This window comes from Bacillota bacterium (assembly GCA_013178415.1).
Taxonomy (GTDB): Bacteria; Bacillota; SHA-98; order Ch115; family Ch115; genus Ch115.
In genome coordinates, this window is sequence record JABLXA010000026.1 from 1 (window position 1) to 15,058 (window position 15,058).

Below are 15,058 nucleotides of genomic sequence, written 5' to 3' on the forward strand. Positions count from 1 at the left end.
TGAAGCGTATAATTATAGCGTAGCTAGCCGTCATCATGCTGTGCCTCCATTATTTGGTTTTTGCTTACCTTAATGGTAGCACAGGGCTAGCTACTTTGTTTAGCGGCAAATGTTGGATACTCACCGCATAACTAACAACCTCACCGCTACCTATCCCAAGAGTTATGCGTGCTAAGAATTTTTTCTCAGCATCTTCGACACCATAAACTTGAACAACGTTGCAGTCCTTGACCCGATGACGAGGGGATTGAAATTGTTAAAGTCAATGGGGTTATGCAAAATTTTCTTTAATTTACCTATTGACATCGCACCGTAAGTCTTACGACAACTACGGGTTTTCAGTCAAGAGGTTGCATCCCATGGCCTGCCTCTCCCTTCATAGAGCGAGAGCAATGCCTCGGCGGTCTTCCGCATGACCAGGCGAAGTTCTGGTGGATCCAATACCTCCGCCGAACTACCAAAGGACCGCAGCCACCGGCGAAATTCGTCAAGGCCTGCGACCACGTCGGCATATATGTACGTAGTGTTGGACTCTCTTTCAAGCCGTGCTTCTCGCCGCGAAGCTGCGCGGTTGGCCACCTTCTCGATCACATTGAAATCATCATAGAATCTCACACAGACTGCCACGGGCTCTTCGTCAACCCCTATGCCCCAAGCCGGGGCAAAGTAGTCCTCCATATTAAAATTCGGCCGCCTGAACGAGGTTGACAGAATCTCTACTCTATCGGTACGGTCAGTCGACAATATAATGATCTGTCCATCCACGACTCCCGGCAGCGGCTGAGATCGCCTTTCGATATAGCGCCCTACCAGGTACCATACTCCCCGCTCATTTTCGAGAACAACGCAAAGAGGCTCCACGACCACAGAAAAAACCGTACACCTAGAGACCGAGGCAGAGCCAACGTTCTTTGGACGATACAGAACCTGCACGTGACGAGCAAGCCTCGCTGCGTCTTCAAACATATGCACGTACGTTTCAATAGCATGGGATTCATAGAATGTACGCAAGCCTTTAATTACCCTGTAACGATTCTCCTCCCCCATCCATGAGCTTGTGCTGACAGTAGCGGAGGAGCCCGGATCATGGTCAGGCCCGGTAGGCCCGGCGAACCCGGCACCGCCGGACATACCAGGCGGGTGCAGCGCCTGGTATGCTTTCTTCATTGCCGATGCGAGGACCGGGTCCTGCACCCCTGCGGCGATATCGAGGAAAGCACGCGCTTCCCGGTCGGTAAACCTCAGCGGAGGCCACAACCGCGTTTCCCCGTCCTGCACGAGTGCCCATCTTATATAGCCATGCCGCTGCGCCTTCGGTAACCCCGAGAGTCCTTTTTCGTCTAGATCATAGAGGGGAACCCCCCAGTCCTCCAGCTTCTTCAGATCACTCGCAATCACCTCGGTGGAAACCACACAGAGTTTGCTCAACTCCTCGACAGTTAAGCCCTCAGGGTGAGTTTCCAGTAAAGATAGGATCCTGCCAAGTCGTTCCACCGGCCACATTTCCAGTAAAGACTCCATCATGCTCAGTCCTTTGGTTCAATCCATTTCCTTTATTCAGTCCCTTATACATCATAATATGGTAGCGCTCCAGCAACTTGCGAGCGCTCTGGTACATGGCGTCCCTTAGACCCACAGGTTCCAGCACTTCTGCCGAAGCCCCAAACCCTCGGAGCCACATTCGAAAGTCGTCAAGGCCCGATATGTCATCCTCAAAGATACAGCTGCCGTCTAAGAGCTCGCATATCTTCCTGTTTCTGCGGTGAACCGTCTCCCTTTGCATCCGGCTGATCACATTAAAATCATTATAGAAGCGAACCTTCACATGAACCTTTTCCCCGCCTTGCACACCCCAACGGTCAGCAAATACCGAACGCAGGTCGAAATCCTCTGGGTAAACATAAGGGATATCCGTGACGGATAGAGATCGTATCCTGTCAAGGCGCCATAATTGTAAGTTATCTGTGGCACCCTGGTTGTATGAAAGGAAATCCCCTTGCCCTGTCCTCGCACCGCCACCATGCATCTCGGAAACCAGGTACCATGCATCCAAAATCCAGTAATACAGGACCCCAAGGGGATCTACCAGCTGTGGTGAACCGCCAATTGGACCGGGCGCCCCCGGAATGGTGGCATCCGCGGCAGCCGCCTCAGGGATGACAGTGCTCGGGCTTTTCCATTGATAAACAACGCGCAGCTTTCTCCGTTGAGAGATAGCTATCTCTACTGCATATAGCATCAAGGTTTCTTGGATGTCCACCCGGGGACGTCTTCCCTGGATAATGCAGTAGCGCGAATGAGTCAGCACATCGGATACAAGTCCGGCAAAGGAAGCCCGTCCCAGTCCAAGCCGAGCGAGGCGCGCAACCTTCGCATACACCCCAGCGAGAGCACTGCGGTCCGGACAGGTCCGCATGCGAAGCTCCAGGTAACCCAATAAGCGGGCCGCTTCTTCGCTGGAAAATTCAGGATTGGAGGCTACCTGGGGCCCCAGGCGATAGCAGGCAGAGGACGAATCTGGCCCAACTCGCTCAATACATCCCTCGGCTATCAGGCCGGCCATGTCGCGTTCCCTGGTTCGTTCTGAGATATCTGCATGGCGTTGCCTGGCCATGGCAATGAGTTCATCGCGACGGGCGATACGCCGGCACCACAGGAAATTAAGGTAGTCCAGCGCCCTCCATTCCTTATCGGTTACGGGCGTAGCTTTCATTGAGAGAACATGCTCCATACCGGCCTGCTGTCCTGACTTATGTGACCGGACAGCTACAGCTGGGATAGCCTGTGCCGCGGCGCGCGTGGCGGCGCGCGTCCTGAATGGGCCGGTCGTCGCGCCGGATATCGCCCTCAGCCATCGCTGTAGAGTGCGCCGCGAGACACCAAACCGCTTCGCTAGTTCGGCAGTATTCAGCGGCTTACCGTCCCGTAATAGCGCCTCGAGTTCCTGATAATGCTCAGGTAGCTTGTTCTTCTTCAGTATAGCTTCCTTCATAACAAGGCCAGCCTCCCGACTCCCGGGCGAATGAGGGGTTACGAAGCGTCTCATGGAAAACCTGCCTGGCAGGAGATAGCTCAATTATAATGCGACCCCACGAACATCATGAAAATATCCCATAGCCTACTGCGGTTTTGCCGCCGACCCCGAGGGTTTGCAGCGCGTCCATCAGCAACTTTGCCTCCTGGTCCAGGTCCTCAGGATGCCACCCGCCACATGCAGGCAATAAGATAAACTCAAATTTTTGCCCTGCCGCCACAGTCAGAAACGGGACCGGGACCGGCGAGTAATAATCAGCAGGCGGGGGGCCCGCTGGATCACGGTAATAAGGACCATAATGGGGGTTTACGATGTCTATCTCCAGAAGCGGCCTGGACACAGGAAGTCCATCTAAAATGATGAGCCGCCCGCAACCGTGTTCATCAGTATCGCCGAAGAGTTCAAACACGCGTTCGCGGCTACCCAGCGCGCCCCATCCCTTCACCTTGTCATTCCCTGGATCCGCCCAGGCCCGGAGCAAACCCTTGATGGAGGAGCCTGGTATGTACGGCACCCCCAGCGTACGGTGGAATATGAACCCGGTCTCAAAGGGGTGCTGGCTCCCAAGCCCGATAACCAGCCGGCTAGCGGTTGTAGCCTGGAGCACCTTACCTCCCAATCTACAGGCCAGCGTTCTTCTTCGCTGGTGTAGATCTAGAAGGAGGGCGCCAACTTGCTTGTGCTGCTGTAGATGATCCGCTATCTGATCCACCAGGAAGTCCCTGAATCCTTTTTTTTGTGCTTTCCATTTTTCTGCACCGAGGTCGAGGTCCTCTTCTGGCCAGTGTGGCCAGAGGTTAATAAACTTATCGTAGATCAATCCTACATTGGCGGTCCCAGCTTTCAACCCCTGAAGGCCTTCCAGTGCCTTACGAATTCCCGGAGGAACCAGATACATTATCCTTCACCCCGCTTCTCGAGTCCGAGACCGGCTTTAGGAAAGCAACTGCAAACCGCTTGAGCCAGGCAAGGAGCGCCAGGCTCTCCTCCTGCGCAGCTAGGTACTGATCCGTATTGCCATCTATGATAAGCCCCAGGAGACCTCTTTGCTGATCCTGGCTCGGAGTATACAGGTGCCGTTTATCAGTAAGCCACCCAGACAGGTGGTTATATAGGAGCCACGAGGCATCATGGTGGTGATTCCCTCTTCCATTTTGGCAGTTATCAAGCCAGAATGCCACGGTCTGGCCCAGCCCGTTGGCGATAATCATGGCAGGCGCGCCTTGCACAAGCGTTACGTACTTCGCCTGTTGGTCGCTGTTGACCTTTAACATTTCCTTGACGTAGCTCAATGCGTACGAAGCCCGCTGTTGCTCCAACAGCATCTTTACAACCCCCTCATGACACGATTCGATTATGATACGGCCCTGACAAGACACCAGCCCTGGCCGACTGTCTCGTTACCCCCTATACGCAAGAACCCATCAGAGAGCACGGTACCCGAGAGGTAATCCATGACATCCCTGGCATCCTTGATATCTGAGGCGGCCTGGGGTGAACGTGGTTTTCGCGCCATCAGGATCGAGTAGAACACAGTCTCCGGTGGAATAGTCTCCTCATACCACAGGTTCCCGCCATCCCCGGTTGTCGTTTTTCGTTCATTAAGTGCTATACGCGCGGAGACCTGTGTCCCGTAGCGAGCGAAATAGGAAAAGCGGTTATCACTCAGGATAACGAAATCCCTTTTGAATTTCTCAAAATAATGAGGTCCAATGCTGCCAGGCAATAATTTCTGGGCAATCTCCTGGGCTATTGCACTGGCCTCATTTGACTCACTCACTCTGAAATCTACATCCTCCAGCACCAGTATATCAGGGAGGCCAGCACCTGCGGGTACAAATGCTTGACTATTTTCTATCGGCCTGGGCGCTACCAGGTTCAGCTCGATTCCGGCTATCTCGGCGTCTCGCGCCAGCCGCTGCAAAACGAGTGGGCAGGTCGTCCACATGAATGTGTTTGTCACAGAACGGACCGGCATAGCGAGTAGTCTCGCATCACCTACCGAGAGACATCCCGCATAAGCTGACTCCTCTGCGCCGCCGGTTTCTGGGCCGAAGACAATCACAACTCGAGGATCCTTCTCCCCGTTCTCTCCATTCCGCTCAGCCTTTTCGCGCAGGCTCCCCTTCAGGCCCGAGCCTGCAGCATATGGGAAATCCGTGTGAACCTCTCTCTGAACCGGAAGGTCCACTGTCCCGGTAGTAGAGCCAGAACCGGGGTGCAGGAAGGTGGTTGCGTAGAATACCAGCACTACATTTTTCTCTTGCATCGCAATTCCTCCTCGCATTCTGTATTAGTCTTGCTTTGCGACTCAGCGCCACGTCCCGGGCTTACCAAGCCCCCACCATTACCTCGCCAAATCCAATACGTGTCTCGCGCCCCAGTTTTACACCATGGAGCGCCTCCACAATCTCTTCTCCCACGGCCCGCGCTTCAAAAAAGAACACGCTGCCGGCGGGGATGACGTGCTCCATTGGGATAGACTCTCCGCGCCCTTCACGAGCTGCCATGTTCCATCCACCAATCCGCTGCGGCCTGGGTTGACAGGCTGACACCAGTATAGCGCCGAGATCTTTAGGGAGGCCCGAAAAGACAACGGACGAATGCCCAAATGGAGACCGGAGTTTCACAATACCCAGAGTCCCTCCAGTCACGGGGAGGATCGCACCATCTAAGTCCAAGAGACCAGGTTGCAAAAAGACCAACTTAAACCGGCCTCCAGCTGCGTCGATTTTCCGGGCAATGTGCTGTTTCAGCCCGGGATCCCCGAGATTCGCATTCCATCCAGCGGCAGCCGCCCTGTCTAAATAAGACAGCCGCTTTTCTCCGCCAAGAATCTGAATCCTGGATGGCTGCGTCTGAGGGGGAACGCCTGACACCCATTCAGCAAACTTGTAACCCTTCTTTAGACGCACATGTCCGAGGGAATAGAGGAGTCCGGTCTTCACTGCACCCGTTGCATTATTGCGCCCGATCCCTGTGCGGTTTTCATTCCCGAAAATATTCCCTGCGTGACGCAGGTCTTTCCTATGGACTTCCCCACCTTTGAGATACTCGATGAACCCCTCTTCGGTGATCCAATAATCTGCAAGATCCTCTATTCGTTCATGTTCAGTGGTACCTTCCGAGGCTCGCTGGCTCCCGGAACTCCTCTCCGTCACGTCCTCATCTAGGATCCGCGGCAACCTGACCGAACCGAGGTCGCATACTATCTCCTTGCCCCCCGGAGCCAGCCTGACCAGTTTCTCCCCTTTGCACACAAGGTCCCTTGGAGCAGGAAACAGCAGTGTTGAGGGCCCACCTCCGATATCTTCTGCTATCACGGGCCCTCGAAGGTCGAGTTTCATATCATCGTAGCACCCGGCGGATCCAACTGTGGCCAATACCTCACATAGTGACGCTGGTTTACCACATATATTGCAGTAGTCCTTGTAATATGAATCCCAATCCACCCCATGGGCAGCCAGTATGGCTGTGCGGACAAATCCCTGCATGATGCGTGGAGATGGGGGGAAAATGGAATGAAGATAGCCACCTTCTCCTGCGTTAAATGGCATGCCACCACCGAAGTAGACTGTATCCCGCGGCGTCATATACCACAGTTCTGCTGCGCCCATTGCCCTCACACCTCTTTTTGCGCCAGGAATCTAGCCAGTATGAAAGCACCTGGCTCTATTCGCTGCTTATAGCTGACCTTATATTCCCCGGAACCGCTCCCGCCCCTTTCCCAGGACGCTGGCTTGGAGAGCCTTATGAGAAGTCGGACACGTTCCCGCGCTTTCCGCTCGACCTCATGAGGTTCCTCTTCCTTTTTTCCTATCTCTCGATTGTCAAGGTATTCAGCGACTATGATGTCCTCGAGGTCCTCATCGTCCAATTGGATCTCCCCGGGAGCACCGGGCTTTTCAGCCTCTCTGCAATCGGATGAAGGTCCCTCAATCAACTGGAAGATCTCCCGGAGTTTATAAAGGAATTTGGATGAGTACTCTCCGCTGGATATCCCGTCACCGAACTTCTCGAGGTCCTTTATGAAACTCATCGGCCTTCTCTCTCCGTCGCCGGCCGGGTCTTCCCATGGTCTCGAGAAAGTGAGATCAGGACCACCGCGTCTCCAGATTCGCACAGCGAATGCATTCCTACCTGCAGCATCCTTTGCCTCTTTGTCCAACAGCCGGTGCGCATCGGCTACTACTTGCTGGAGGGAGGAGTTCATGTGGGCGAATATGATACCCGCTGAAGTGGTAGCTGTTACCTCCGGTACTGCCTGCCGGAAGCATTCCAGGTATAGATCACGTAGATCCAGGGCGCAGTTGAGCGCAGAGCCCACCGGCAAGATCGCCAGGACATCATCGCCGCCCGCGTAAATGGTTTCACCGTCGTAACGATGCACGATTTCAGGAACCTTGTGGCTGAATCGTGACAAGGCCATAGATATCTCGCGCCTTTCACTGGCGTGCCGGGACAGGAGAGCTCCCATCCAGTCACCGTCCATCACGAGGAGGGCATAGTATGGTGATGGCCCTTCAGGGAAACCGGTCAATTTCTGAAGCTCAACGAGGGCCTCGAGCAAAGGCGCCCGTCTTTCTGGACGACGTAGCAAGTCCTTTTGCGCCTTTATAGATTCGGGGAAATAGACATGGCCGTTGAATCTTCTCAACTTGTTCAAGTAGCCTTGTCCCAGCCTCTCTCCAGCGTCCCCCGTGCTGACCCGCGTCCTAAGGTCTTCACATTCGAACTCGCTGTCCTCCGTCGTTCCCTGCGAACTTCTTTCGGTGCTAACGCCAGCCTGCTCTGCCTCAAGAATAAATCTCTTGACGGCCTCGATAACTGCGGGATCCTCTGCGGCCATCTGCGCGACCCTTTTTAGCCAGTCCCGGGCAGCCATATGCGGAGTGGAAGGGAAGTATCTTCTCTCCTCAAGGTCGGGAATCTCACCGGAGATCCATGGGAATAACCGCTTTATAGTGCATATGGCGCAGAGACGTTCACTACCGTCTAATTCAAACTGTGGCCCGAGCCCCGCCGAAGCAACAGCGTAAGCGAGCTTCGCCCAGTACTCCCGTACCTCCCTCCTTGTTGCGCACTTAGGTGCAGGTGACGCATCCCTTTCCCAGCGGGGTGGCGACTGGCAGGGCGGGGATAATGCCTCCCTTTCTCCACAGACAGTGCAGCGCTCTCCCGGTTCCGCGGGAGGGAATACAATTCTCCATTGCTTGCGCTCTTCCATTGCAGCGCCATTTCCTGCGACCCACAGGACCTCCCAGAGGTTCTCAGTCTGGCGCCGCCAAACCTCTTCCTGGACCGGTCCCAGGAGCGTCTCCCCTTTATTAGCGATCCTGGAGAGAAGACCCCAAACCTTGTCCACGATCCTTTTCCATGTAGCAGAAAGTCTCTCTTCCGCCATCCTGGCAAGTTTCTCGGGACAATCGCCATCAGCCTGGAATCTATTAGGAAGCGACCCTATCAGGTAGGGTCTCAGGTCCCCTATCCTGGGTGAGCCTGTCTGATATTCATTAGCCTTTCTGACATCCTGAATAGACTTGGACTTGCCCTCCTCCGACGATCTGCAGGCCTGGATGCCAATCAACATCTCCATCAGCGGATCGCTCTCGACGCATGGAAAGGTCACACGCCGCCGGATCGGCAACATCGCCGAACCCGCAAGGTATGAGAGAAGGTAAGAACCCGCCCAGAGATCCCGGGTCTTCTTCGCCTGCGCCACGAACGCCTGCACAGGAGAAAAGGTGAATTGGAGACTCTGCTGCGGCTCCTCGTTCGAAATGATATCTTCACCGGTCATGGCAGTGTCACCTCCACAGCGCCTTGATGCGTAAGCCTCCTGAGGAAATCCTCGATCGGGGCGTAATCATTGGCGGAAACAGGAACCTTTACCTCTGTGTTTCTGCCACGCACTTCGCCTGATATACTGATCCTGGCGCCTGCAGGTAGGAATTCGCAGGGCAAGAAGGTCAATACCGGCACGTACTGCGTCACCTTGTCGTTTTTTAAAGGATGAATATGAATGAAAAGTGGACTCGCGCGGCGCCCAGAGGATTCACCACCGCCGCCGGCCACATTTACAGACGCCTTTCTGCTGTCCTTAGGAAGACTGGTAAAAAAGTAGTTGTGGGGCAGTCCGAATACCACGCGGCGGGGAGCCTTATCAGCTTTGCCCTTTGTAAGAAAATCGGCAATCAGGTCGTGGTCATCAGGGAAGTTCCTCTGCCTCTTGAAAGACCTGAAATTCAACATTTCGGCCCCCACATAAGCTAGGGCCTGTTCCCAGCTATTCTTGGGCTGCGCGACTACTATTTTCGTGCCCTGGCAAAACCTGGTGTAGGGAATCTCATCATCTTGTCCACCGTTTTGTCCACCGTTCGCCGTGTCCGTCCCGGTATCGCTGGTGGACTGGTTGCGCCAGGCAGAAATCAGCCCTCTCAGCAAACGTGCCAATTCCACTGGGGTTCTGACGCTATCAGCGGCAAAGATATCCGGGACCCGCAGGCCGGTCACATCAAGGTGTTCAAGCCCAATAGAACCATACCCACGCCTGCTCCGCGACCCGGCACCGCCAAAGTGCCAAAAAGCCCAGAGGCTTCGTAATACCCATTGAATATCCTTAGGGTCAGCTTGCGGGTGGAAGGTAAGGTCAAGCTGGAATGTGGAGCCCGGCGCGAAGCATTCGCGAACCGGAGTACAGCCATTCGGACCCGTCGACTTTGTCACACCATATCCAAGGTAGGCCAGGCCACTCCCAGACCATTCATGCCCCTTGGGGAGGCTGGAAACCTTCTGAACTGACAGTTCCCTGACGTTCAGCAGGACTAGAGACTGTCCTGCCGGCTGCCCCGCAGAATCCTTAAATTCCGATGTGCTGCCAAATATCCTGGCTTCCTGCATACAGTCAAACCTGAGCGTACGGAACCAAAACCTCAGGAGCCCTTTAAAGCTAGCAGCACGCAACTCCGCCCGGGTATTCTGCGCGCCCCCCATGAAGAGCGGGGTCGTAACTCGCAATACAACACTTACTTTCCTCAATTCCCGCACCACCTCGCAATCGAGATCTTCCGGCGCACCGACACAAGCTCGAACCTTAGTCCGTAGCCCTCCGCCACAAACCCGGACCCGGGCCCGTAGCTCGCCAGTATCTGCACTTGATGCTCATTGCTAGACTTGACCCTATCCAAAATCTCCTTCTGGGGAATCCGCCAGGAATCGGTGTTCTAAAAATTCTTGCGGAATTCATTCCGTAATAAGGTAGAATGAGACTCTAATCTGCTGCATCTGAAATTGGGTTGGAGATCGCCCCACTTTCTGGAATAATTCGACGCCATTCCCCATATTCCTTTATCGAAATGTCCTTTAGATTGAGCGGGTTCCCGCAGGAATCGCATAGTAGAGGTGTTCGGGAGGTTGCATTGCCCGGGTACGAAGCCTCTCGACATAGATCAAGCCAGATAGATCAGGCCAGAAGAAAAATTAGGATTAATCAGAACCCTGCGGCCACAGGCAAAGGGACTGAGTCACCGATTGACCAAACCGGGCAGCTCCGGTGGCACGATAATTTGTACAAAATACCTATCCTTGCGGAGGAAAACCCCGCCCAAGGTGGAATATTTAAATAAGGATAGAGGGCTGAAGGTTCTGATAAATCTGTATTGATGTCAGGAGCGCGCCTTATTGCGATTCCCGGCCTTATAACGAGGGGATCGAGATGTTGCAACCCTTACCCTTAGCCCGATGACGAGGGGATTGTCGCACGGAGGAAGCAATGAAAAAGGAATGGGAAGTGGGAAGATGAATACGGAACAAGTTTACCAGGAACGGCTTCGGCGTTATGTGACGGCGATGCGAAACGGGAAGCCCGACCGGATCCCGATCCGGCCGTTTGCCGCCGAATTCACAGCCAAGTTTGCAGGCTACACCTGTCAAGAAGTGACGCATGATTATGAGAAGGCTTTCGACGCGGTCCGCAAATGCGCTGCCCACTTCGATTGGGATGCTGTTGTCGGCAATATGGTCTATGTATGGACCGGGCTTACCCAGGCCATTGGCTTGAAGTACTATGGGGTTCCCGGGATCGATCTGCCCCCGAACACAGGCTTTCAGTATCGCGAACCCCCGGAGGGCCAGGCGTTCATGCGGGCTGATGAGTACGACCAGCTCATCGAGGACCCGACCGGCTTCTTGTTTAACGTTTGGCTGCCACGCGTGTCGCAAGATGTGTGTCCCCCGGGCACACCCGCCACATACCGCAATAACCTATCCTTCCTGAAGGGCGGGATGGCGATGATGCAATACTTCAGCGCCCTGGGGGAGCAAAGTGCGCGCCTGCGGTCGGAGTTCGGCATGGTGTCGGCTATTTCCGGCATATTGAAGGCCCCGTTTGATATACTGGCAGACAAGCTGCGCGGCTATGTTGGGCTTGCAATGGATATGCTCGAGCGGCCGGATAAGGTGCTTGCTGCCTGCGAAGCCCTGATGCCGCATCTATTGCACGTCGCTCTCGGCGGCGCAGACCCCGAGAAGAACGTCCCGGTAGGCCTCTGGATGCATCGCGGCTGCGTCCCATTCTTCTCCCCGGAACAGTTCGATTCCCATTACTGGCCGACCCTCAAGCCGGTCATCGAGGAGCTGTGGGCGCACGGTCACCAGACCCTCTTCTATGCCGAAGGGGACTGGAACCGCCATCTCCACCGGTTCGCCGAGCTGCCCGATGCGAGCATCGTTTATCATGTCGACAGGGGCGACATCTTCGAGGTTCACAGGAAGCTCGGCCATAAGTTCTGCCTGAGCGGCGGCATACCAAACCTCATCCTGGCCATAGGGTCGCCGGATGAGGTCCGGGACCATTGCAAGAAGGTAATCGACGGAGTAGCGCGAGACGGGGGCTACATCCTCGATGCCAGCGCCATCATCCAGAACGACGCCAGGGTTGAGAACATTGAGGCCATGACGGATTTCGTCAGGGAATATGGTGTCTACTCATCATCGAGTTCCCCCCAGGGTTCTATCACTGCCCATGCTGGACCGGAAAAGGAGAAGGCGGACCTTGCCCCGAACCTGGACCCGGGCGACCGGATTCCGGGATCCGCCGGGTCGAAAGCCGCCCTCGGCAAAGCTGCTCCCGGTGTCTGCATCCCCTGGGATGAGAAAGCGAAGGAACTCCCCTACATTACGGGCGATCCCGATCTCGCCCGGCAGATCTGGGAGAAGATCGATAACCTTGGCCACATGTACATCTGGCATTGCCTGGTGTCCTTCTAACACTACAAGTCAGCGTGACGAGTCAGGAAAACAATATTGTCAGGGATACCAGGGACGCTATTCAGACTCGAGTTCGACATCGGGAGACTCCTCCAGGTCAGCTTCGGTTATGTTCGCTTTGGCCATAACCTCTTTTAATGAGAGAAGCTTTGCGTTAGTAGGATCAGCGGCGGACATAACACGGCGGAGCGATTCAAGCTCCAGGAGGAGCTCGGAGCTTTCTTGAGCCTTTTGCCAGAGGGCCTCAAACTTCTCATAATCCATTATAGTAGCCTTAGGTTTGGACCCTGAGAACATCACAAGGTAGGGTTGATGCCGTAGCTTTGATTCCACCTGTGATCTCCATTTGCGCTGAACTTCGCTGGAACCTATTATTTGCTCTTTCGTAAAGGTCGGTTTCGTAAATTTACTCAAATTAGGCACCCCCGAACTCACCGTAAATCCTCCTTCCTATCGTATGGATTGCTGAAGCGAAATATGAATAGCTCACGTAGTTATTATCACATTGAAATACATGAATATCAAGTAGTTTCTTTATACCTGAAGAAAGATAAGGCAGGACAGGTTAAGGCTCTCATATCGATGGCTAGTAGAAGGTGGATACAGGAGGCAGCGTACAGTCCTTACATGATGTAACCAGAACGATGCCAGGGTTGAGAATATTGTATTAATTCAAATAACTCCTGGGCGAGGGGGCCTGTTGTGGGTACTGGACAGGGTCTATTCCTTTCCAAATATCCTTGTCCAGGTTACGGAGCGTAGCCGCAAGATCCTTGGGTTTCTTCATCATGTGAAGAGAGTCCCCCGCTCATCCATTTCAATAAGGATCTCATCCACTTCCTGGATGTCTATTTTATGTCGAATGCTGACTGGTAGTATCATAGTTCCACGTTTTCCAATTCGAACCACAGGCATACTAGATCACCTCAACGAATTATTTCCCACGATTCCTTCATAAAACAAGGACTGTGCCGTTACTTGTCGAATATTTGGGAGTAAAAGATGCCATGAGGCCATGTGAACCCACTTTCTGAAAAGCGGGTTTTTGTATATCACCTCATACATACATTTTTATTTAAGTAAGGTATTTCAGACTCGTCACAGGCTGAATTATTCCTGGAGGCTTATTTTGTGGCTATCAAAGGTTATTATGTAAAAGCTTTGAGGGATTACGGGTTTCTTGGTGTTATAATGGGATTTTTCTTCGGTTGGCTTCTAACATTCCCGATGCTTGGTCCATCTCTCATGGCCCTCGCTGCCAGCCGGGGTGTAGATTCAACGAACATCGGGGTTATATTCATAGCATTTCACGCCTTTGGCCTGGTAATATACGGCATATGGGGTCCACATTGCCGCACGCAGTTTGTATATAGAATGAATTATATGCATGTTACTGGCAAGGTGGCTGATGCTGTTGACAATATTATTATTGACAATATTATGATGAAGCTCTCCTGCCTTCTGTGCTTTGGGTTAACCCTGGCCTTCATATCTACCCATCATAATGCCTGGTTGTGGCTGGCCTCCATGCTGGGCTTGGCGTCCTCCCCATTTGTCATAACTGTGGCTTCTACAATTGCCCGAGCTGTCCCGCTGGACGAGCGGGGCCGGGTGCTCTCGTTCGCCATGGTTATCGCCAATATCATATTCTATATTCATACCGCGTTTGGGCCCTTTCTGAGGCCCTCTCTAGTTGCGCCTGCAAGCGCGGGCTGGCTTCTTATTCCATTAGTTATTCTTCATTTTAATCTTAGGCCGTCATGTGTGCGGGAATGGCGTTATTCTGGAGCTTATGGGGAAGAGCGCGGGCATGGAGTGAGAGATTTCCCGTTGCATTTAGCCATTCTGATAGTAAGTTTTTACGTTATAGCAGGGTTCGCGTACCAGGTTATCTTCCCCACCCTCGCTTCAGTTCATAATCTCGACAGATATTATAACGCCTTGCCATATATTTTCGTCAGTATACTCGGCGGGCAAATCTCTGATAGCGTTGGGAGACGCCCGCTCGCGTACGCTGGTTTCATAAATCTTGGGGTAGCTACGGCCATCTTCCCTCTCATGAAGGGGGCCTCGGGATATTTTATAACCCAGACGCTCATCCAGGGGGCATATGCTTGCATTGACCTTTTCATCTGGGTCACCCTCGCTGATATCGCTCCCAGGGACCGGGCTAGTTGGTACTATGGTATAGGTCTCGGTTTGAACGTGCTGGCTATCTTCATCGGCATGTTTCTAATTCGCCTTTTTCTACACATGCCTCAAATGGACCTTGAAGAAACGTGTTTGGCCGCGAGCATTATAATGTTTTTGGGCGTTCTGGGGCTAGCCGGGCTCAAGGAGACATTACAGGGCCAGCCTTCTATTGGGAAAAAGGTTCAATTCCCTATTACCAACGAGGGTGATGATAATTCATGTGCGATGATGTCTTCTGTTTCTGCTTTATCCTCATCGCGAGCACCGAAAGGGCTAGAAAATGTTGTAGATCAATATATTCTAGCTTTGTTGGGCTCAGAGTATAACCTCACTCCTCGTGAATTAGAGATCACAGGGTTGCTTCTACAGGGTTTATCTAACAATGCAATAGAGAAGAAACTTCTCATTTCGAAGGGAACCCTCAAAACACACCTGCGACATATCTTCCAAAAGATAGGTGTAGCCAACCGTAAAGAGCTCCTGCTCCGCTTCACACATTTTTTAATCTCTGATTTGGGTCCCAATAACCGGTAAAATGCCCCTCCCAGGGTGTGCTTCTGGGGG

At 53.3% G+C, this 15,058-nt stretch carries 12 protein-coding genes; 2 read left to right on the forward strand and 10 right to left on the reverse strand.

What is annotated here, in order from left to right; genetic code table 11:
- Positions 1-342 precede the first annotated feature (342 nt).
- From HPY52_14970 to HPY52_15010, 9 genes are all read right to left on the reverse strand, one after another.
- Complete coding sequence (locus HPY52_14970; GenBank protein ID NPV81539.1) at positions 343-1,494, reverse strand: WYL domain-containing protein; 1,152 nt, start codon at positions 1,492-1,494, stop codon at positions 343-345.
- Positions 1,448-2,992, reverse strand: a complete 1,545-nt coding sequence (locus tag HPY52_14975; GenBank protein ID NPV81540.1) for a WYL domain-containing transcriptional regulator — start codon at positions 2,990-2,992, stop codon at positions 1,448-1,450. The genes HPY52_14970 and HPY52_14975 overlap by 47 nt, the downstream gene beginning before the upstream one ends.
- Before the next feature lie 106 nt (positions 2,993-3,098).
- A complete protein-coding gene (gene cmr6 / locus HPY52_14980) occupies positions 3,099-3,932 on the reverse strand; it encodes a type III-B CRISPR module RAMP protein Cmr6 (protein NPV81541.1) in 834 nt (277 codons plus the stop codon).
- Positions 3,904-4,359 carry a type III-B CRISPR module-associated protein Cmr5 gene (cmr5, locus tag HPY52_14985; protein NPV81542.1) on the reverse strand — a complete coding sequence of 152 codons (456 nt, stop codon included), beginning with the start codon at positions 4,357-4,359 and terminating at the stop codon, positions 3,904-3,906. Before cmr5 ends, cmr6 begins: the two co-directional genes overlap by 29 nt.
- Before the next feature lie 29 nt (positions 4,360-4,388).
- The gene (gene cmr4 / locus HPY52_14990; GenBank protein NPV81543.1) at positions 4,389-5,303 is read right to left on the reverse strand and encodes a type III-B CRISPR module RAMP protein Cmr4; all 915 of its coding nucleotides are present in this window, start codon (positions 5,301-5,303) and stop codon (positions 4,389-4,391) included.
- A gap of 61 nt (positions 5,304-5,364) precedes the next feature.
- The gene (locus HPY52_14995; GenBank protein ID NPV81544.1) at positions 5,365-6,651 is read right to left on the reverse strand and encodes a hypothetical protein; all 1,287 of its coding nucleotides are present in this window, start codon (positions 6,649-6,651) and stop codon (positions 5,365-5,367) included.
- Positions 6,652-6,656: 5 nt separating this feature from the next.
- Positions 6,657-8,834, reverse strand: coding sequence for a type III-B CRISPR-associated protein Cas10/Cmr2 (cas10, locus tag HPY52_15000; protein NPV81545.1), 2,178 nt, complete (start codon positions 8,832-8,834; stop codon positions 6,657-6,659).
- On the reverse strand, positions 8,831-10,072 hold the full coding sequence (gene cmr1 / locus HPY52_15005; protein ID NPV81546.1) for a type III-B CRISPR module RAMP protein Cmr1: 1,242 nt from the start codon (positions 10,070-10,072) through the stop codon (positions 8,831-8,833). The genes cas10 and cmr1 overlap by 4 nt, the downstream gene beginning before the upstream one ends.
- Positions 10,069-10,221 (reverse strand): hypothetical protein, encoded by a 153-nt coding sequence (locus HPY52_15010; protein ID NPV81547.1) that lies wholly within the window; start codon positions 10,219-10,221, stop codon positions 10,069-10,071. Before HPY52_15010 ends, cmr1 begins: the two co-directional genes overlap by 4 nt.
- Before the next feature lie 610 nt (positions 10,222-10,831).
- Here HPY52_15010 and HPY52_15015 point away from each other — a divergent pair.
- The gene (locus HPY52_15015; GenBank protein NPV81548.1) at positions 10,832-12,301 is read left to right on the forward strand and encodes a hypothetical protein; all 1,470 of its coding nucleotides are present in this window, start codon (positions 10,832-10,834) and stop codon (positions 12,299-12,301) included.
- A gap of 57 nt (positions 12,302-12,358) precedes the next feature.
- On the opposite strand, the gene HPY52_15020 is transcribed toward HPY52_15015, so the two are convergent.
- The gene (locus HPY52_15020; protein ID NPV81549.1) at positions 12,359-12,736 is read right to left on the reverse strand and encodes a hypothetical protein; all 378 of its coding nucleotides are present in this window, start codon (positions 12,734-12,736) and stop codon (positions 12,359-12,361) included.
- Positions 12,737-13,432: 696 nt separating this feature from the next.
- Here HPY52_15020 and HPY52_15025 point away from each other — a divergent pair.
- Positions 13,433-15,028 carry a hypothetical protein gene (locus HPY52_15025; protein ID NPV81550.1) on the forward strand — a complete coding sequence of 532 codons (1,596 nt, stop codon included), beginning with the start codon at positions 13,433-13,435 and terminating at the stop codon, positions 15,026-15,028.
- The last annotated feature ends 30 nt before the right edge of the window (positions 15,029-15,058 follow it).

Bases quoted from the DNA above. Each gene is read 5' to 3' on its own strand.
- HPY52_14975 (NPV81540.1), bottom strand. From the start codon at position 2,992: ATGAAGGAAGCTATACTGAAGAAGAACAAGCTACCTGAGCATTATCAG.
- cmr6 (NPV81541.1), bottom strand. From the start codon at position 3,932: ATGTATCTGGTTCCTCCGGGAATTCGTAAGGCACTGGAAGGCCTTCAG.
- cmr5 (NPV81542.1), bottom strand. From the start codon at position 4,359: ATGCTGTTGGAGCAACAGCGGGCTTCGTACGCATTGAGCTACGTCAAG.
- cmr4 (NPV81543.1), bottom strand. From the start codon at position 5,303: ATGCAAGAGAAAAATGTAGTGCTGGTATTCTACGCAACCACCTTCCTG.
- HPY52_14995 (NPV81544.1), bottom strand. From the start codon at position 6,651: ATGGGCGCAGCAGAACTGTGGTATATGACGCCGCGGGATACAGTCTAC.
- cas10 (NPV81545.1), bottom strand. From the start codon at position 8,834: ATGACCGGTGAAGATATCATTTCGAACGAGGAGCCGCAGCAGAGTCTC.
- HPY52_15015 (NPV81548.1), top strand. From the start codon at position 10,832: ATGAATACGGAACAAGTTTACCAGGAACGGCTTCGGCGTTATGTGACG.